17 protein-coding genes are annotated in these 20,165 nt (G+C 49.9%); 10 read left to right on the top strand and 7 right to left on the bottom strand.

Features of this window, described 5'->3' with window-relative positions:
• The first annotated feature begins 338 nt into the window (after positions 1 to 338).
• From D0Y50_RS17150 to D0Y50_RS17175, 6 genes are all read left to right on the top strand, one after another.
• Positions 339 to 3,647, top strand: coding sequence for an amidohydrolase family protein (locus tag D0Y50_RS17150; protein WP_117318170.1), 3,309 nt, complete (start codon positions 339 to 341; stop codon positions 3,645 to 3,647).
• Positions 3,648 to 4,344: 697 nt separating this feature from the next.
• Complete coding sequence (locus D0Y50_RS17155) at positions 4,345 to 5,601, top strand: HlyD family secretion protein (protein WP_117318172.1); 1,257 nt, start codon at positions 4,345 to 4,347, stop codon at positions 5,599 to 5,601.
• Entirely contained in the window at positions 5,598 to 7,781 is a 2,184-nt protein-coding gene (locus tag D0Y50_RS17160; protein ID WP_108568890.1) for a peptidase domain-containing ABC transporter, read from the top strand. The genes D0Y50_RS17155 and D0Y50_RS17160 overlap by 4 nt, the downstream gene beginning before the upstream one ends.
• Complete coding sequence (locus D0Y50_RS17165) at positions 7,774 to 8,034, top strand: helix-turn-helix domain-containing protein (protein ID WP_108568891.1); 261 nt, start codon at positions 7,774 to 7,776, stop codon at positions 8,032 to 8,034. Before D0Y50_RS17160 ends, D0Y50_RS17165 begins: the two co-directional genes overlap by 8 nt.
• A gap of 57 nt (positions 8,035 to 8,091) precedes the next feature.
• The gene (locus D0Y50_RS17170) at positions 8,092 to 8,310 is read left to right on the top strand and encodes a hypothetical protein (protein WP_108568892.1); all 219 of its coding nucleotides are present in this window, start codon (positions 8,092 to 8,094) and stop codon (positions 8,308 to 8,310) included.
• Between the two features lie 112 nt (positions 8,311 to 8,422).
• Entirely contained in the window at positions 8,423 to 9,322 is a 900-nt protein-coding gene (locus tag D0Y50_RS17175) for an ATP-grasp domain-containing protein (RefSeq protein ID WP_170145544.1), read from the top strand.
• A 158-nt stretch (positions 9,323 to 9,480) separates the two neighbouring features.
• Here the strand turns inward: D0Y50_RS17175 and hslU are convergent, their stop codons facing one another.
• The 4 genes from hslU to priA form a co-directional block, all read right to left on the bottom strand.
• The gene (hslU, locus tag D0Y50_RS17180; RefSeq protein ID WP_108568894.1) at positions 9,481 to 10,809 is read right to left on the bottom strand and encodes an HslU--HslV peptidase ATPase subunit; all 1,329 of its coding nucleotides are present in this window, start codon (positions 10,807 to 10,809) and stop codon (positions 9,481 to 9,483) included.
• Between the two features lie 71 nt (positions 10,810 to 10,880).
• Positions 10,881 to 11,405: an ATP-dependent protease subunit HslV gene (hslV, locus tag D0Y50_RS17185; RefSeq protein ID WP_108568895.1), complete on the bottom strand. Its 525-nt coding sequence runs from the start codon at positions 11,403 to 11,405 to the stop codon at positions 10,881 to 10,883.
• 274 nt (positions 11,406 to 11,679) lie between these two features.
• A complete protein-coding gene (locus D0Y50_RS17190) occupies positions 11,680 to 12,261 on the bottom strand; it encodes an SPOR domain-containing protein (protein WP_108568896.1) in 582 nt (193 codons plus the stop codon).
• Positions 12,262 to 12,402: 141 nt separating this feature from the next.
• Positions 12,403 to 14,583, bottom strand: coding sequence for a primosomal protein N' (gene priA / locus D0Y50_RS17195; protein WP_117318174.1), 2,181 nt, complete (start codon positions 14,581 to 14,583; stop codon positions 12,403 to 12,405).
• A 208-nt stretch (positions 14,584 to 14,791) separates the two neighbouring features.
• Between priA and rpmE the strand changes: the two genes are divergently transcribed.
• Both rpmE and D0Y50_RS17210 read left to right on the top strand, forming a co-directional pair.
• Positions 14,792 to 15,004 (top strand): 50S ribosomal protein L31, encoded by a 213-nt coding sequence (gene rpmE / locus D0Y50_RS17200; RefSeq protein ID WP_108568898.1) that lies wholly within the window; start codon positions 14,792 to 14,794, stop codon positions 15,002 to 15,004.
• A gap of 423 nt (positions 15,005 to 15,427) precedes the next feature.
• The gene (locus D0Y50_RS17210; RefSeq protein WP_108568899.1) at positions 15,428 to 16,672 is read left to right on the top strand and encodes a malic enzyme-like NAD(P)-binding protein; all 1,245 of its coding nucleotides are present in this window, start codon (positions 15,428 to 15,430) and stop codon (positions 16,670 to 16,672) included.
• A gap of 64 nt (positions 16,673 to 16,736) precedes the next feature.
• On the opposite strand, the gene metJ is transcribed toward D0Y50_RS17210, so the two are convergent.
• Positions 16,737 to 17,057, bottom strand: a complete 321-nt coding sequence (metJ, locus tag D0Y50_RS17215) for a met regulon transcriptional regulator MetJ (RefSeq protein WP_108568900.1) — start codon at positions 17,055 to 17,057, stop codon at positions 16,737 to 16,739.
• Between the two features lie 150 nt (positions 17,058 to 17,207).
• Between metJ and metF the strand changes: the two genes are divergently transcribed.
• A complete protein-coding gene (gene metF, locus D0Y50_RS17220; protein ID WP_117318830.1) occupies positions 17,208 to 18,095 on the top strand; it encodes a methylenetetrahydrofolate reductase in 888 nt (295 codons plus the stop codon).
• A gap of 204 nt (positions 18,096 to 18,299) precedes the next feature.
• Positions 18,300 to 19,151 (top strand): virulence factor BrkB family protein, encoded by an 852-nt coding sequence (locus D0Y50_RS17225; RefSeq protein WP_232366531.1) that lies wholly within the window; start codon positions 18,300 to 18,302, stop codon positions 19,149 to 19,151.
• A 48-nt stretch (positions 19,152 to 19,199) separates the two neighbouring features.
• Here D0Y50_RS17225 and D0Y50_RS17230 read toward each other — a convergent pair whose 3' ends face one another.
• The gene (locus D0Y50_RS17230; RefSeq protein ID WP_176582468.1) at positions 19,200 to 19,847 is read right to left on the bottom strand and encodes a DUF2959 domain-containing protein; all 648 of its coding nucleotides are present in this window, start codon (positions 19,845 to 19,847) and stop codon (positions 19,200 to 19,202) included.
• A 4-nt stretch (positions 19,848 to 19,851) separates the two neighbouring features.
• Complete coding sequence (locus D0Y50_RS17235; protein ID WP_108568902.1) at positions 19,852 to 20,085, bottom strand: DUF6677 family protein; 234 nt, start codon at positions 20,083 to 20,085, stop codon at positions 19,852 to 19,854.
• Positions 20,086 to 20,165: the final 80 nt, after the last annotated feature.

The following is a 20,165-nucleotide window of genomic DNA, read 5'->3' on the forward strand; positions in this document are numbered from 1 at the left end:
ACCTTCCCTGTTATACTTTCTCTGGAAAATGCATAATGATTTCCTCAATAAGAAACGTCATGCGCGTCATAAAATTGGAAAGTATGGAAAAAGCTTAGAGAGCAAGTGTATAAACAATTTCCAGACATTTTCCATATTAACAACTAAATAGTAAACGTAAACGATGACGTAACCTTACTGACGGCAGCTATCCTGAGTATAGCTGCCGATGTTCTGCATGGTTTACAGCAGTTTCATAGCCGCTGATTTGTATCACGCTATCACTTTTTGCAATACAAGCTAATTGCAGCTAAGTTAACCCCCTCAAAAAAGATCAAAATAATACAGGGTTAACACACATGACTATGCCCCTTCGCCGCGCTTTGCTGGCCTCCGCTATCGGCCTTTTATTCAGTACTGCCGGCCCCACCATAGCCGCCGAATCCGACAATAGCGATTGGAACGTACTTAAGCCGCCATTTGATACCCACGCTGTGACGATTTCTACGGAACAAACAACCTGGTCTAGTTTGTCGGTTTCCCCCGATGGAAGCTACATGGTGTTTGATATGCTGGGTGACCTCTATAAAATGCCGCTGTCCGGGGGCAAAGCCACTGCCTTGACTGCTGACTTCGGCTGGAACATTGAGCCAGCTATTTCGCCAGATGGGAGCAAAATCGCGTTTATTTCCGACCGGGGCGGTATTTCCAATATCTGGGTGATGCATAGCGATGGCAGCAACCTGCGCCAGGTGAGCCAGGAAAAAAACAACCTGATTCACTCGCCAAAATGGAGTCCTGACGGTCAGTATCTGGTTGCTACCAAAGGCATTATGTCTAGCCGCAGTATCCCGGCCGGAGAGATCTGGATGTATCACATTGATGGCGGTGATGGCCTACAGATAAAAGCCAGGGTCAATGGCCCTGCCGACCAGCAAAATATTGCTGACCCGGTGTTTTCCCATGATGGTAAGTACATTTATTACACCGAAAATACTTTGCCTGGGGCGGGTTTTGATTATAACCGCGATCCCCTGGAAGGTATTTTTGCTATTACCCGGTATGACCGCGAAACCGGTCAAGAGCATCGTTTTGTCAGCGGCACTGGCGGCGCCATCGTGCCTACGCCGTCTCCGGATGGTAAATACTTAGCCTTTGTGCGCAGAGTCAAAAATAAAACTGGCCTGTTCATTAAGAACCTTACGACTGGTGAAGAAACGCCCCTAACCTTATCGCTGGAACGTGACATGCAGGAAGGTTTTGGGTCAGAAGGCTATTACGCCTATTTTGATTGGCTGCCTGATGCCAGTGGCTTGGTGTACTGGACGGGCGGTACCTTCCACAAAATTGATATCCAAAGCAAAACCATTAAGGATATCCCGGTGTCGGTGGAAGCCGAGCTGCGTTACGCCGATGCACTGCACTTTGATGTTGACGTGGCACCGGATAACGTTGATATCAAAATGATTCGCTGGTCGCAACAATCCCCTGATGGCAAAACGATGTTGTTTCAGGCTTTGGGGAAGCTTTATATCAAGGACATTGCCTCTGGTAAGATGCGCCGTTTGACTACGCAAAATAAGCACGATGAGTATTACCCGCGTTATTCTGCTGATGGTCAGTCAATCGTGTACACCACCTGGAACGACCAGAAGCTAGGTGACGTGCGCATGATTCAGGCTGATGGCAGTGGTGAGAAAATTCTTACCCCCACACCAGGCCATTATATGGAACCTGCCTTATCGCCTGATGGCAGTAAACTGGTATACCGTAAATTCACTGGTGGTTATTTACTTGATTCAAAATACTCACTGGAACCTGGGCTGTACGTTACTGACATAGCGGGTGGCGAACCCACCAAAGTGTCGCCGGATGGCTATAATGCCCATTTTTCCGGTAACAATGCACGGGTTTACTTTACCGAAGCGGTAGGCGGCACCCCGTATCCGGAAACACAGCTTAGCAGTGTCAACCTGAACGGTCATGACAAAAAAATCCATTTGTATGGCGCTGACAAAATCAGTGAATATCGCTTGTCCCCGGATAATCAATGGGTAGCGTTTGTCCATCAATTTAAAACTTATGTCGCCCCCTTTGTAAATAACGGCAAAAAAGTCACGCTTGCCCCGGATATGACGGCTTTACCGGTAACTCAGCTGTCTGCGCGGGCCGGCGAATACCTTAGCTGGAAACCTGACAGTAGCGCGGTGGGCTGGTTCCACGGTCCGCAATACTATTCGCGTAAACTGTCGCAGGCCTTTGACCTTGACCATGCAGGTAAGACACTGCCTGAACCCGAAGAGCAGGGTATGAACCTGTCCTTCAGCGCCAAAGCAGATAAACCCGTGGGCTATAAAGCATTGGTAGGTGGCACCATCGTCACTATGCGGAACGCCGACAAGCAGCAAGAGGTTATCGAAGACGGCGTGATACTGATCAAAGACAATCGTATTGTGGAAGTAGGTACACGCGATCAGGTAAGTATTCCTGACGATGCCATGCGAGTCGACGCCGCAGGCAAAACCATCGTACCGGGTTTGGTTGATGCCCATGCTCATGGCGATCAGGGGCGCAACGAAATCATTCCACAGCAAAACTGGGGGCAGTACTCTAATGTAGCCTTTGGGGTAACTACCATCCACGATCCTTCCAACGATACAACCGAAATTTTTGCGGCGGCTGAATTGCAGCGAACCGGTAACATCGTGGCGCCACGCATTTATTCTACCGGCGCTATATTGTACGGTGCCGAGGCCGTAGGTTATAAAGCCATTATAAATGACTATGACGACGCCTATTTCCACGTACAGCGGCTAAAAGAAGCTGGCGCCATTTCGGTGAAAAGCTATAACCAGCCGGCGCGTAGCCAACGCCAGCAAATTCTGTGGGCCGCCCGCAAACAAAAAATGATGGTAGTGCCAGAGGGCGGCGGTAAGCTGCAACAGAATCTGTCGATGCTGGTAGATGGCCATACGGGCCTTGAGCATAGCTTGCCAATTGAACGCGGTTACAGCGATGTCACGCAATTGTGGAAAGCCACTAAGTTTGGCTATACACCTACTTTCGTGGTGTCCTATGGCGGTATGATGGGGGAAGAATATATGTACGACCGTACCGAAGTGTGGAAAAACCCACGTTTGTTACGTTATACCCCCTCATATTTGCTCGATGCGCGCGCTATTCGCCGCCCTACCGCGCCAGACAATCAGTATAATCACCAAAATGTGGCCGCCTATGCCAAAACGCTCCGCGACAACGGTGTAAGCGTGCATATTGGCGCACATGGTCAGCGTGAGGGCCTGGCAGCTCACTGGGAAATGTGGCTGATGCAACAGGGCGGCTTTACGCCGTTTGAAGCGCTACGTGCCGCCACCATCGATGGTGCTCGCCATCTTGGTATGGCCAGGGATATTGGCAGTATTGAAAAGGGCAAACTGGCGGACCTGGTAGTGATGGACGGTGATGTACTGAACGATTTATCCCGTAGCGAATATGTGGAGTACACCGTACTAAACGGACGTATTTATGAAGCTGCTACCATGAATGAATTGGGGGCACAGAAAACCCGCAAGCCGTTCTTTTTTGAAAAGGATAACCGGGCGTTTATGCCGGATGAAACCGCCACCGAAATGGAACAAAAAGCCCATAAATACCACTGGAAGCATTAACTAGCCCGCCGGTCAGATGACCGGCGCTTATTCGGCTAACGTAAAAATTGGCAATCGTCCCTGGTTTTTTACGTTAGCCTTTACCCCTTGTACCCTATTGCCTGGCGGCGTCTCGTTTGTCATACGCCCGGCGGCGCCCGCTTTTCGCTAGTCTATTCTATGTGCCCCCTTGTTTCTCGTTGCTTGGTTACCCGGGTTAACTTGTATGGCTGACGTCGGTTTTTAAGCCCTGTCACGGCCTATACCCACCTGCTCTACCTTGCGCTGTGCCACCTGCGGTGCCTTGCGCTGAACGCACGGGTGCGATTTACCTTGACGCAGTTTCATACAGCTTATGCCAGCTTACTTTATGCCTTTGCACTTAACGGACATTGGTATAAATATCCGGCCATTTACCCGGTAAATCAGCAGTGTGAAGCAGGTAGGCCGTCAACAGGAAGCCGTATAACCTGCCCTCCCCTATGCTGAACCTGTCGATTAATTAGTACGACTTAGCAACCTTCAGGAACGCAACTTACCGGGTTAGGGAACGCCCAGGTTGCAAGTAAGTTGCAGGTTTGCTGGCTATCCCGTTTTGTCATGCAGGTGTCATGGAGTTCAGATGCCACGGAGACATTCCCCCCACGGACGGGGAGAACGGCATAGCCGGTAATCCATCCTGACTACTTTTTTAATACAGGACAGGCAGAGCATTGCAATGAGAAAAGGATTATTCAGAACCCAGGCTATTGAAGCCCAAGGACAGCGATTGCACGGCAAGGTGTTAATTCAACCTTCCATACGTACCGGTCTGGTGGGATTGTTGATTCTGTTATGGGTTGGGCTGGCGTTAGGCTATTTGGCAACGGCCCAGTACAGCCGCCAGGCTACGGTGACAGGCTGGCTTGAGCCGCCCACCGGTGTCGTCAAAGTGTATGCCGATCAGCCCGGTAGCCTGATTCACTCAGTCCAGGTTAAAGAAGGACAACAGGTGGTGGCCGGGCAACCCCTGATTACCCTGCATACCCAGCATCCCTTACAGGATGGCCGTATTGCTCAGCACATTCTGGCCGGCGAATATAAACAGCAACTGGCTATGCTAACCGACCAAGTTGACCGTGTTCACACCTTATACCAGCAAAAACGCACACATACAGAGCAACGTATCGCGCGGTTTGAGCAAGATATCAGCCGTTACACTCATCTTATTTCATTGGCTCGCCTGCAGTTTGATTTGCTAGACAGCCGCTACCAGCGCTTATTACCATTGGCTAGCGCGCATATTGCCCATAACGAGGTGGAAGCGGTACTGGTACAGCGCCTCACGGCACAGCAAACTCTGGCTGAAAAGCAGCAGGCATTAGCCCAGGTTAACCAGCAGTTACGGGAACAACAAGAAGCGTTAGCGACACTGCCGCTGAACAAGCACAGTGAACTGGCTACACTCAACCGTACCATCAGCGAAACCCGCCAGCAGTTTACGCAGTTGCAGAGCCAGTCTTATCGGGTAATAAAAGCCGCCCGTGATGGCATTGTGTCTAATTTACATGTCGCCAGCGGGCATACCCCCGCAGCCGGCAAACCTCTGCTGACATTACGTCCGGCCGAAGGCGGAGTACGTGCCCGATTTGCTATCCCCGTCAGGGCGGCCGGATTTATTGCCAAGGGGCAGCAGGTAGCTTTGCGTTACGATGCGTACCCATTTCAAAAGTTCGGGCTGCATCAGGCTATCGTTACTACTCTATCAGACGCCGCCCTGCTACCCGCTGAACTTAACCATAGCCCGTTAACTTTAAACGAACCGGTGTATTTAGCCGAAGCTCAGCTTGAGCAGCAGTATTTACAAGCGTATGGCGAAGCAATCCAGCTCAAATCCGGGATGACCTTCACTGCCGATATCACCTTAAGTAAGCGCACATTACTGGAGTGGCTGTTCGAGCCCTTGTTAACCCTGACAGGCAGGACGCACGCATGAGTAGCTTATCCTTACAAGCTTGGCAGGTACGGCTGATAGCCTCTTCCAGACGGGTACCCCAGATATTTCAGGCTGAAATAGCCGAATGTGGTTTGGCGTGTTTGTGCATGATCAGCCAGTTTTACGGCAATAAAGTAGACCTGGCCGCTTTACGACAACGCTTTGGGGTATCGGAACGCGGCTTGACGTTAAAAGATTTGATGAGCGTAGCCAATCGTATCAACTTAACTGTACGGGCATTGAAATTAGAGCCCGAACAACTGGCCCAGCTCAGTCTGCCCGCGATATTACACTGGGATATGCAACATTTTGTAGTGCTGACCCGGGTGGCCCGTAACGGCATTTATATTAACGACCCCGCACAGGGCCAGCGGTTTATAACGTTTCGTGAAGCCAGTGCCCATATTACCGGGGTCGCGCTGGAGCTGACTTGTACTGGGCCCTATACCGAAGCGGCCACGCAACCGGTGTTGCGGCTGCGGCATTTTTGGCATAAGGCAGCTGGACTAAAGCGTAGCTTATCCCTTTTGTTCGGATTATCGGCACTGTTACAACTGTTCGCTCTGGCCAGCCCTTACTACATGCAAACGGTGGTAGACGACGTTCTGGTTCGTCATTCAGCTAATTTACTGAGCGTACTAGCCTTCGGTTTTGCGCTTCTACTCCTTGTAGAATGCGCCACCAGCGCGTTGCGAAAATGGTTAATTTTGTCATTGTCGAGCCGGTTGCAAGGTCAAATGTCAGCTAACCTGTTTCATCATTTGCTGCACCTGCCGGCCGATTTTTTTAGTCGTCGCCATTTAGGCGATATTATCTCGCGGTTTGGTTCGCTAGCGCAGGTGCGCGAACAGCTTACCACCGGTTTGGTAACAGCACTGCTTGATGGGTTGATGACGGTCATTATGTTGGTTGTCATGTGGCTATACTCTCCCCAGCTGTCGCTCGTAGTGTTATGCAGTGTCTTACTTTATGTACTGCTACGCTGGTTAACCTTCTACCCATTGAAAAACATCAGTGCTGAACGACTGCATCACAGTGCAACCGAGCAGGGCCATTTTTTAGAAACCGTACGCTGTGTGCAGGCGGTCAAGCAATTTAACTATCAGGCTTTACGGCAAAATCAGTGGCAAAACCTGCTGATTAACGTGCTTAATACAGATATACGCATAGGGAAAACCGATATTAGTCTGTCGGCGGCTAACCAATTACTTTTTGGCGTGCAGCATTTACTGGTTATTTATTTAGGCGCTCAGGCAGTCATGGGCAATATATTTAGTGTAGGAATGCTATATGCCTTTATCAGTTATAAAAGCCAGTTTACCAGTGCAGCAGATAACCTGATTACCCAGCTTATCCAACTTAAGCTATTACGGGTGCATCTGGACCGGCTCGCAGATCTGGTCTTTACGCCCCAGGAAACCTTGCATCATGAAGCGGGATTTACCCAGACCAGTACCGGTGAGTTGCAGGTTTGTAACCTCAGCTATCGGTTCAGTCCGCTGTCTGCCCCCTTGTTTCAGGCAATCAACCTGACCATTCCCCCAGGCACTACCGTGGCCATTGTCGGCGCCAGTGGGGCGGGCAAGACCACCTTACTCAAATGTTTGATGGGGATGCTTAAGCCGGATGCCGGGGACGTCACCTATCAAGGATATACCGTGCATAGCAGTGCCGGTTTCAGGCAGGTCACCGCCGCGGTTATGCAAGATGACTGTTGTCTTAACGGAACGATATTAGACAACCTCACCGGTTTTGCCGACAAACCTGATTGGCCGGTAGTGCAGCAAGCCGTTCATATGGCTTGTTTAAGTGAGGATATTGCCGCCATGCCTATGCAGTATCAAACCCTGGTGGGCGATATGGGCAGTGCTTTGAGTGGCGGCCAGCTTCAGCGGCTACTATTGGCCCGCGCTTTATACCGCCAACCCCGATTATTATTTTTAGATGAAGCTAGCAGCCACCTTGATATAGCAAACGAAAGTAAAATCAACCAGCACCTTAAAGCAATGTCAATTACCCGCATTATTGTGGCCCACCGACCGCAAACTATCGCCATGGCCGATCGTGTTTACCGGTTGGAGAACGGTGCCCTTTATGCAGTACCACCGCCTATTCCGCGCACTGAGATTCAGCAAGCCCCTGTGCCATCAACCCCGTTCCAAGGAGAACATCATGAGTAGCATTCAACCAGTTAGCCCCGCCCATCTGCGCCTGTCCAGTTTGTCCAAACGGGAGATGCAGGTGGCACAAAAGATATTGCAGGGGCTGCCGAACAAAACCATAGCCTGTGAACTGTTTATTAGCGAACGAACAGTTAAATTCCACTGCGCAAATATCTACCGAAAACTGGAAATACGCAACAGGGCAGCTCTCATGGCCCGCTATTTCCGGTATCTGTACCAGGCCGAAGATAACAGTTTACCTGCGGCCTAAACACCCTCTGGCGGAATGACCAGCCAGATTTTTATCCCTTACCAAGGAAAGTAAGTTATGAAAAAAGTACATAAAGAAAACGTAAATACAGCCCCCCTCAAGTCTATGCAACTGCTCAGTCCGCCCGCCCTGGCCTGCGTATCGGCAGGGACCCTTAGCGGCGCGCCGCTGACCGACATATCGCCCGCCGTGCCACGGCCGGTTAAACCAGTACGTTATTTTACGTTGGCGCTGGGTGAAGATGGCGGCAGCTTGCCCGACCCGGTACTGCGTTGAAATAACATTTAAGGCTAGGTCTACGTGTTTAGCCTACCGGTGGCGGCAGTATAAGCCTCTGCGGTCACCGGCCTGTCATTTTTTATCGTGTTTGGTGATAAGGACATTAACCATGAACGGATACATATTGCTTATCGGCCACCCTGCATCCCCGGAAATTGCGGCGCTGGTGCATCAACTTACGCTGCGTAACCAACGCTGTTGTGTTTTAGATACCAGCCGTTTGGGTGTTGATGTGTCTATTAGCTGGGACCCGGTCACAGGAACCGGAATCCTGGCGACTGCGCGCACCACTATCGCGTTTAGTGAGATACACGCCGCCTTCTGGGACCAATACTATCCGCGTGCGGCCTTGGCCGGCAAAGACACCGCCACCTGTGCACATGAGTGGCAAAGCTTGCTTGAAACGTTATTAACCTATCAGGCAATCCGCTGGTACAACAGCATCGCAGCAATACGCTCACATCGCTGTAAGCCCCAGCAATTGTATCGGGCGGTGCAACATGGCCTGACTATTCCAGTGACCTGCATTGGTAATGACCCCTCCCGCATGCAGCAGTTTTTAGCTGAGCACGAGCAAACCATTATCAAACCGGTTCACGGTGGGGCTTTCACCGAGCTATACCGGCATCGCGAGCTCCAGGCGCAGCAACCTACTTGCTTGCCCGTTACCGGCCCGATGACTCTGCAGGAGTATATTGAAGGCACTAATATCCGCTCTTATGTGATAAACACCACCGTTATCAGTGCAGAGTTACGCTCAGCGTGTGTGGATTTCAGGCAGGATACCAACACGCAAGCCTTTGCTCACGAGTTGCCCGAGGCGCTTACACAAACCGTGCTGGCATTGTTTAATCAGTTGGGTATGCAATGGGGAGCGATTGACTGGCGGCTGGACGATCAAGGGCGCTACGTTTTTTTAGAAGCGAACCCTGCCCCGCGCTTTACCTATTTCGAACAGGCAACCGGGTATGCAGTGGCAAGTAAAATGGCCGAAACCCTGATAGGCTAGAATATGCGTCATAACTACTCGGGCAAAGCAGTTTGGCCGATAATCAGCGCTACGTCCCCGGGCTTGTGACATAAAAAAACCGCTGCAGTTACGCAGCGGCTTTGGTAAAGCAATAGATATTGGCTGACTGGTTACAGCCGCCAGATACCTGCTTGCGCTTATAGAATAAACCGGCTCAGATCTTCGTTGTCTACCAGTGAATCCAAATGTTCGTTTACATAATCAGCATTGATGGTAAACGACTCACCACTTTTTTCAGATGCATCAAACGAGATATCTTCCATTAAGCGTTCCAGCACAGTGTGCAAGCGCCGCGCGCCAATGTTTTCAATCCGTTCATTGACCTGCCAGGCTGCTTCAGCAATACGCTGAATACCGGATTCATCGAATGCCACAGTAACCCCTTCGGTTTGCATCAATGCCCGATATTGTTCACACAACGAGGCATTTGGCTCGGTCAGAATACGTTTAAAGTCTTCTACCTTCAGCGCCGACAGTTCTACGCGGATCGGCAAACGGCCTTGTAGCTCAGGAATAAGATCTGACGGCTTGCTCATCTGGAACGCACCCGAGGCGATAAACAGGATATGGTCAGTACGTACCATGCCATGCTTGGTCGACACAGTAGAGCCTTCCACTAAAGGCAGTAAATCTCGCTGCACACCTTCGCGCGACACATCGCCAGAATTGTTGCCTTCACGCTTACAGATTTTGTCGATTTCATCTACAAACACAATGCCGTGCTGTTCCACCGACTCAATCGCTTTTTCTTTTAAGTCTTCCTGGTTCACCAGACGCGCGGCTTCTTCTTCAATTAAGGCTTTAAATGCATCCTTAATTTTCATTTTTTTCTTTTTCGTTTGCGAGCCAGACAGGTTCTGAAACATACCCTGTAGCTGGTTGGTCATTTCTTCCATGCCCGGCGGGGCCATGATTTCAACGCCCATTTGCGACTGCGCAATATCAATCTCTATTTCTTTATCGTCCAGGTCGCCCTGACGCAGTTTTTTACGGAAGTTCTGGCGGGTACCGCGATCTTCCACTTCCTCTTTTTTTCCCCAGGCATCTTCCGGGGGCGGTAGCAGGACATCCAGTATACGATCTTCAGCTGCTTCCTCAGCGCGATAACGTACTTTCGTCATTTCACGCTCTTTGGTCATTTTTACGGCAATATCAGCAAGATCCCGAATAATGGTTTCGACTTCCTTACCAACATACCCCACTTCGGTAAATTTAGTGGCTTCTACCTTGATAAAGGGGGCGTTAGCCAGCTTGGCCAGGCGCCGGGCAATTTCGGTTTTGCCCACGCCCGTAGGACCAATCATCAAAATATTTTTAGGGGTAACTTCCTGGCGCAATTCTTCGGGTAATTGCATCCGGCGCCACCGATTACGCAAGGCTATAGATACCGCGCGTTTGGCGTCTTGCTGGCCGATAATGTGGCGGTCCAATTCGTGAACTATTTCTCTGGGTGTCATTTCAGACATGTATAAAACCTTCTTTCGTAGGGCCGGCCTGCCGCGGCACACCGGTAGCAATACTTGGATAATCGGTAAACTTAGTAGTCGAGTACTTCAACTGCCTGATTATGGTTGGTGTATACGCAGATATCGCCTGCAATGGTCAGGCTTTTTTCAGCAATTTCTTTGGCTGATAACTGGGTGTTATCTAGTAATGCCGTAGCCGCTGACTGCGCATAAGGGCCACCAGAACCAATCGCGATAAGATCGTGTTCAGGCTGCACCACATCCCCGTTGCCGGTAATAATAAAAGAGGCAGTTTCATCGGCCACGGCTAACAGTGCTTCAAGCTTGCGCAGGGCGCGATCAGTTCGCCAGTCTTTGGCCAACTCGACAGCGGCCCGGGTTAAATGGCCTTGATGGGCCTCCAGCTTGGATTCAAAGCGTTCAAACAGGGTAAATGCATCTGCCGTTCCACCGGCAAAACCGGCCAGCACTTTGTCGTTATAAAGCCGACGAACTTTGCGTGCATTACCTTTCATGACGGTATTACCCAGTGATACCTGACCGTCACCGGCCATGACTACCTGATTGTTTCGTCTTACTGATACGATTGTTGTCACTGTTTTCCCCGATTGTTGGGCGTGCCTGCCATCTGTGTATGGCGACGCGATTTAACTTGATGATAACTAAGTGGGGGAAGCGCTATAAATTTCAAGGCTTAGCTACTGCATTCCCTGTCAGGCGGCTAAGCTGTAACCAGCTGGCATCTTAAGAGGTAAGCAGATACTGCAGGATAAGATAGGCCACGCGAAGTGGCTATGGTGTATCGGATAACAGGATGCAGGGGCCATTATCCCAGGATGCCAGTGGCATCCTGGGATAATATTCAAGCTGTTATAGAGACCAGGTCAGGATAATACAGGTGGTAATATTAATTTTTCGCAGGGTATGCTTGGCTCGCTCGGCGTCCCGCTTGGTCTGCAGCGGCCCCAGAATGACACGGAACCAGTTACCATTGGTGCCGGTGCTATCGCGAATCTGTGCTTCAAGGCCCTGAAAGGCTATTTTCGCTTTCATTTCCTCTGCTTGAGAACGGGTTCTGAATGAACCACACTGCAATAGATAGAGCTTGTCGGATTTCTCCTGCTTAGCCACCTCAACCTCTACCTCATAGCCCGGCAGTGATTTTATGTATTCCCACTCCTCTTCCGGCATTTCAGGTAAAGCATCTTCTTTTTTAACTGACACCGGCGGGGCTACTGGTCCATCTATATTGTCCTGTGCATTGTCTTTGATAGACCACAGAAACCAGATAAATCCCACCACCAAAAACGCCACCACACCGGCCACCAGCCGGGTCGATTTAGCCGGGCCAGGAGATTTCTTTTGGCGGGTCTGACGGGCAGGTTGTTTATTGTTTTTCTTCTTCGGACCTTGGGAACCACGGCCGCGAGAAACATAATCACGTTGAGCCATAAAGCGGCACTCATATCCCTCTGTTAAATCAATTGCAGCAAATTGCGCATATCCAGGCTCAAGTGTAACCTAAAACTGAACCAAAATGCTGCCTGTAAATTAGCCGTTTAATGGCGCGGCTATCATAACCGAATAAAGCCGCTAACTAAAATCTGTTGGATCGACATCTACTGACCATCTTACTTTTGCGGCATCGGGCAAGGCGGTTATAACTGGCAAACTCAGGCGCAAATGTTCGTGCAGTACTTTACGCCGCGATGATTGTAATACCAGCATAAAACGGAAGCGCCCTTGCCGCTTCTCAATTAAGCTGGGCATCGGCCCAATCAAGGTAACATGCTGGTGGGCCAGTCGCTGCTGGGAGTCGGTTAAAAACCGCCACGCCACATCACCCTCCATCGCTTCTGCCCGAATAATTACCTGCGCGCAAAATGGCGGTAATTGAGCCATTTTCCGTTCCAGCAATGCATGGCGTGCGAAGTGAGCATACCCATTATTAACCAGATCCTGAAGCAACGGATGTTGCGGGTTGTGTGTTTGTAACCACATTTCACCGGGTTTTGAAGCACGCCCGGCACGGCCCGCTAACTGGGTCACCAACTGCGCGAGCTTTTCCGGAGCCCGGTAATCACCACTAAACAATGCGCCGTCGCAATCGACGACGACCACCAGTGTTACATGTGGAAAATGGTGTCCTTTAGATAGGATTTGAGTACCAATAAGCAACTGGAACGCTTGCTTATTAATATCATCCAGGATGGTTTGTAACTTGTCTTTGCCGCGGATTGAATCGCTATCAATGCGTACCTGGGCAGACGCTGGAAACAATTGCGCCAGCCCTTGTTCTAACTGCTCTGTACCAATGCCCGCGGTAACCAGCTCAGTGCTGGCGCACTGTTCACAACGCGTGGGCATAGGCCGGGTTGCACCACAATGATGGCATTGCAGCCGTTGCTGGGCACAATGGACCGTGTAGGGCCGTTCACACCGACGACAGGTTTCAGTATGCCCGCAGTGATGGCACAACAGCGCTGGCGCGTAGCCCCGCCGGTTAACAAATACCAGAACCTGATTACCCTGGCTTAAGTGCTGGCGCATCAGGGTTAATGTCCCTTCTGCCAAGCCAAACCGCATAGGTTGGTCCCGGACATCCAGCAAGTGTTGCATAGTGGCCACCGCGCCAGCCGCCCGCTGGGTCAATTGTAAATGTTGGTAACGCTGGCTTAGCGCATTGTTTAAGGTCTCCAACGAGGGGGTCGCACTGCCTAATACTAACGGTATGTGTTCCGTACTGGCGCGCATTACTGCTAAATCGCGGGCGTGGTAGCGCAGTCCATCCTGCTGTTTGAAGGACTCATCATGTTCTTCATCTACAATAATCATCCCCGGCCGCTTGAGCGGCGTAAAAATGGCCGAGCGGGTACCAATAACAATGCCGATTTCGCCATGTCGGGCTTGATGCCATACCTGGAGACGCGCGGCATCGGTTATTTGAGAATGTAGCACGGCTACCTCGATCCCAAAACGGCGGGTGAAGCGGGCCACGGTCTGGGGCGTCAGCCCTATTTCTGGCACCAATATGAGAACCTGTTGCCCCGCCGCCAGCACATCTTCAATAGCCTGTAGATAAACTTCGGTTTTTCCGCTACCCGTTACTCCTTCAAGCAAGAATGGCGCAAATTTTCCAGCTTGCTGGTGAATAGCAGCAATTGCTACTGCCTGCTGGGAATCCGGCCGCGGCTTCTCGCCTACCTTAAATTGGCTCAGCCAGGCATTGTCATTGACGGGGGCCGCGGCTTCATACGCTTCAATCAACGCGCGTTCGCTCAACGCCTTAATTACCGCCATTGAAAATTGCGCTTTTATACTAGCCTGGCTGGCAGGTTCGGCTTGCAGCATTTGTAAACAGGCAGCCTGGCGCGGGGCTCTGGACAACGTATCGGCTGCGGTGGCGGCCCCGGTAGCCGTGACCCGGTACCAGGTTTGCGGGGCTGGTGTAGCGCTATCACCTTTGCGTAATTTAACCGGTAATACGGTATGCATTACCTCACCAGGCGCATGGTGATAATACTGCCATAACCAGCGGCTAAGGGATAATTGGGTAGCATCCAGCACCGGCTGCTCATCCAATACCGCGGCTACCGCTTTTAACCGGCTGGTGTCGGCGACCTCGGTCAACATGCCTACCACCACGCCTATCAGTTTGCGATTGCCAAACGGTACACTTACTCTTACCCCGGCAGGCAACGGCGAGTCGTGTGTATAGGTAAATGTTTGACGCAGCGGCACGGGCACGGCCACATCAATATAGACACTTGTCATAATACGCAGAGATAAACTATACCGGGCAGGCTGCCAATGGTCGCTTTTTGCACAATTATTTCTGCCTGCTACTTGAATACTGTTGCGGCATACATTAATATGCGCGGCTCTTTACGGCAAGGTCAGGTTTGACTTTGTTATTATTTAAGTAACGTATGGTGTTTAGCTGCGGGCTGAATAGCGATACGGCCTTATTATGAGGTAACCCATGAAACAAGATATCCATCCTAACTATTCAGAAATTACTGCAACCTGTTCTTGTGGTAATGAAATCAAAGTTCGCTCTACTGTAGGTAAGGACCTGAACTTGGACGTATGTTCAAACTGTCACCCTTTCTACACTGGTAAGCAGCGTAACGTTGATACTGGTGGTCGTGTTGATCGCTTCAAAAAACGTTTCGGTGCGCTGGGCAAAAAGTAAGCCTGACCACAGAAACAAAAAAAAGCGCCTTTCTGGCGCTTTTTTTATGCGCCCTGTGCGCTAAGTATTACAGCATTTTATGGCGTTTCCCCCTCATCGCCGCAGGGTCACTTAGTCCCTGCCCCTGTCCCTGGTTATCTTTCGCCACCCTCTCTGTTTTCTCAAAATCCCCGGTTGGTTCTATTCTATAAGTAAAATGAATAGAGATTATTCGCCCCTGCCAATGGTCTGCTGCGGCAAGATCATCTAGATTGGTAAGCACCACGTCATCTGATATGTTCGGTCAATACGGCTGTGCTACAGTGGTGGAAAAGATGGCAATTAAGACCAAGACAGGCAATGTACCTGTACGACAGATGTATGGACAGACCGGGCAGGACTGTCTGCGGTACAACTCCCTACCAAGAAAAGGACATACACGAAATGTCAGATTTCAGACAACGTGCGCTCGATTATCATGCTAAACCTACGCCGGGAAAAATCAGAATAGAGCTTTCAAAACCCGCCGAAACCGTAGACGACCTGGCCTTGGCCTATAGTCCTGGCGTCGCCGAGCCAGTGCGCGAAATCGCGAACGACCCTGAAAATGCGTATTTGTATACAGGCAAAGGCAATACCGTCGCGGTTATCAGTAATGGTACGGCTATCCTCGGGCTGGGAAATTTAGGACCACTGGCATCAAAACCGGTGATGGAAGGTAAAGCCTTATTGTTTAAACGCTTCGCTGGCCTGGATGCTATCGATATAGAAGTGAAACACCGTACCACCGAAGAATTTATCAATACGGTGGCCAATATTGCGGATACGTTCGGGGGCATTAACCTGGAAGATATCAAAGCGCCTGAATGCTTTGAGATAGAACAGGAGCTGATTAAGCGCTGCAAAATTCCCGTGTTCCATGACGATCAGCACGGTACAGCTATTGTGACCGCCGCCGGTATGCTCAACGCGTTGGAGATTCAGGGCAAAGACATTGAAGAGTCAACTATTGTATGTCTGGGTGCCGGGGCCGCCGCGGTAGCCTGTATGGAGCTATTGATAAAATGCGGCGCTCAGCGTGAGCGTATTTATATGCTGGATCGCAAAGGCGTGATTCACACTCGGCGTGACGACCTGACCGAACATAAAAAATTGTTTGCCAATAATACCGATAAGCGCACGCTGGAAGATGTGATGGAAGGGGCCGACATTTTTGTTGGGGTCTCTGGCCCTGATTTGTTACCGCCGGAAGCACTGGCCTTGATGGCGCCCAACCCGGTGGTTTTTGCTTGTTCCAACCCTGACCCGGAAATTAAACCCGAGCTGGCACTTGAGGTTCGTAGCGACCTGATTATGGCCACGGGGCGCTCTGATTACCCTAACCAGGTTAATAACGTACTGTGTTTTCCCTTTATCTTTCGTGGGGCTCTGGACGTGCGCGCCAGTGCCATTAATGATGAAATGAAGGTAGCGGCGGTTGAAGCAATTCGAGGGATTACCAAAGAGCCTGTGCCAGATGAAGTTTTAAAAGCCAGTAATTGTGCCGCGTTAACCTTTGGTAAAGACTATATTATTCCGAAACCAATGGATCCGCGGTTGTGCTCGCGTATTGCGACGGCAGTAGCCAAAGCAGCCATTGCCTCGGGAGTGTCACGGCTAACTGAACTGCCCTCCCATTACCAGGAATAAATTTACCAGGAACAAATTTCACCGACTATTAAAAAAGGCCCTATCCGGGCCTTTTTAGTGGTTATCAGGCGTCATTTTCGCTGGTCGGGTCGATACCCATTTCTTCCATCATTCGTCGTGCCTCAGCCGGAACCCGGTTGGGGTTATCTTTGCGCAAATCATCATCGTTGGGCAAAGGTTGCCCGGTAAACGCATGCAAAAAGGCTTCGCACAATAATTCTGAATTAGTCGCGTGGCGTAAATTGTTAATTTGCCTACGGGTGCGCTCATCAGTTAATTCTTTAAGCACATTAATCGGTATTGAAACCGTTACTTTTTTAACCTGCTCGCTCTTTTTCCCATGTTCCGCGTAGGGGTGAATATACTTTCCGTTCCATTTTGCCATTAGGAGCTCTCAGACTACTCTTTATTATGTTATGGGCTGAAATTCTAAACAATGTGCAGAAAAGGTCAATTGAGCAGTGTAAACCGCTTGACGTCTAGACATATATTATTTAGTTTAGACGTCTAAACGTCCATATATATGAGTATTTTCATGGTTTCCTACGCCCAGGGCATTGATGCCCTTAATCAGTCTTTATCTGAACTACGTGATATTGACGTGTCTTTTGAATTTTTTCCGCCCAACTCGGAGAAAATGGAACAGACGCTGTGGAAATCTGTAGAGCGCCTTGCGCCGCTAAAACCTTCTTACATGTCGGTGACCTACGGAGCCAACAGCGGCGAGCGAGATCGGACTCATGATGTGGTTAAACGCATTAATCAGCAGACTGGTATTGCCGCGGCGCCGCATCTGACGTGTGTAGATGCCAGTAAAGCAGAGTTGCAACAAATTGCGGAGGATTACTGGAACTCAGGAATACGCCGTATTGTAGCGCTACGCGGGGATCTTCCAGCCGGGGTAGATAAAACCGATATGTATGCCTCTGACCTGGTAGCGTTATTAAAAGATGTGGCTGACTTTGATATTTCGGTCGCGGCCTACCCGGAAAAGCATCCGGAGGCGGCAAACGCCCAGTCGGATTTACTCAATCTCAAGCGCAAGGCTGAAGCCGGTGCATCAGAAGCCATCAGCCAGTTTTTCTTTGATACCAGTACATTTTTACGCTTTCGTGATCGCACGGCGGCGGCGGGTATTGATATTGATCTGGTGCCGGGCATTTTACCGGTCACTAACTACCAAACCCTGCTGAAATTTGCCGGCTTCACTAATGTGCATGTACCAGGCTGGATGCACAAAATGTTTGATGGGCTGGATAAAGACGATCAGACCACCCGTAATCTACTGGGTGCCAGCATTGCCATGGAACAGGTTAAGGTACTGGCTAAAGAAGGCGTAAAACATTTTCACTTCTATACGCTTAACCGTAGTGAGCTTAGTTATGCTATTTGTCACATGCTTGGCGTACGCGGTAACGGTTAAGCGCCCCCGTTTGCTAACCCAGGGCACTACGGGCCCTGTTTATACCGCTAACCATCAGCCGCGGGCGGTGTCCTGCCAGCATAAAAAGGACGCACTATCAGTGATTAACACTGTATGCCGCGGGTAACTCACGCTACACTGAAGCCAGATTTCAGGTGTAAGGAGTAAGTTGTGGGCAAGCGAACCCCAACAGAATTGTGGCATATTGCCTATCCGCATTTTAAAGCTTTCACACAAGTGTTTGTCAGCCGCTGCAAAGGCGACAAAATTACTATTTCGGCGGGCCACCTGGCTTACGTTACGCTGCTGTCTTTAGTGCCTTTCATTATGGTGACCTTTACCGTGATGAGTGCATTCCCCGCCTTTAAATCGGTCCGTAGTAAGCTTGAACAGTTTGTGTTTTCTAATTTTGTGCCTACTGCCAGCGATGTCGTACACCAGTACATGACCGATTTTGTCAGCAATGCGTCGGAAATGGGCGCGATTGGTATTTTGTCACTATTGGTGGTGGCCCTACTGCTCATATCCAATGTTGATAAAACCCTGAACCGTATTTGGAAAACACCTAGCGATCGCCCCATCATCTATACGTTCGCTATTTACTGGATGGTGATTACATTAGGCCCGATGCTTATTGGCACCAGCGTGGTCGTTAGTTCCTATTTAACCGGTATTGCAGCCTTCGCCGAAGAATATACTCCGGGGCTTGGTACATTAATGCTAAAGCTGGTGCCTAGCATCGCCACCATGCTGACGTTTATCATCTTGTATATGTTGGTACCTAATCGCCAGGTAAAAGCACGCTACGCGGTTCCAGGGGCCATAGTCGCTACCATTTGTTTCGAGATAACCAAAAAAGGCTTTGCTTTTTATGTGACTGATTTAGCCGCTTATCAGGTTATTTACGGGGCGCTATCGGTCTTGCCGATATTGTTTTTATGGGTGTATTTATCGTGGATTGTGGTGTTACTGGGAGCGGAATTTACCTGTAGTCTGACCGATACCTTTGAGGCGAAAAAGGCGGCTCAGGAACCAAGAGACCTCCCGCTGGATTAACCAGACGCGAGGCCTGCGAGGATAGAGCACAGAAGACACCCGGCGGTGTTATTTCATTGATTTAATAAACGCATCTGATTCAGAGATGGCTGAATTCATGTCTTCAATCAATGAGCTGATATCGCCCTGCATTTGCGATAGCTCGCCTTGCAACGCGCCAATCGCACTGGCATTCAGGTTATGTTTTAAATACAAAACGTTATCTTCCAGTGCTTGCAGTACTGGTTCCATTTTGTCTTCAGCCCGACGCATCGCGGTAAGCATGCTGTCATAACGGGTGCGGGTTTCACGTAACTTGGCTTCACTTTCCCGACGCAGTGACGCGCTTTGATAGCTTTCTAGTTCATCTTCCCATTCATCAAACAGTGCATCAGCCACGCTTTCAACATTATTGATACGCGATGATACTTTCTCAGCCGCAGACTTACTGGCCTGGTATTCGTCATTTAAATCGTTGTATACATCTTCTAGTTCACCGCCATCAAAATTCATCAAGGCACTGAATTCTTCTAGCGCTGAGCTAAATTGCTCTTGCGCTTCTTCCTGCGACTCTTTCGCATTTTCTACCCGGTCGACCATGATGTCGCGTTTTTCTACACCCAGCTTTTCCCAAGCTGAATAGTACGCTGACTGGCAGCCTGATAACATCAAGCCCGTGGTTAACGTAGCCCCAAGTAGTAAGGATTTTAGTGTCATAGTTTTAGTTAGCTCCTTTATAGGTTGCTGCATCAATGATCGCCCACAGGTGGAAAATAGCGCCCACCGGCCACAGAAAAATGAAAATAACTGTGGCCGCCAGCGCGTAACAGGCGGTGATCACCAAAAAGAACATTATCGCTTTAAGTACCCTTCCCTGGACCAAATGGCCCAACCCGGGAATAAAAAAATTACACAGCGCCGCAATCACATTTCCACCTGAACCTTGACCTGACATACTTACATCCTCGAATATTTACTTAAAATGTGTTTTAGTAGTTTTAAAGTATTACCCGAACCTGCTACTTCAAACAACTC

Source organism: Salinimonas sediminis (assembly GCF_003429285.1).
In the GTDB taxonomy this organism is placed as follows: Bacteria; Pseudomonadota; Gammaproteobacteria; order Enterobacterales; family Alteromonadaceae; genus Alteromonas; species Alteromonas indica.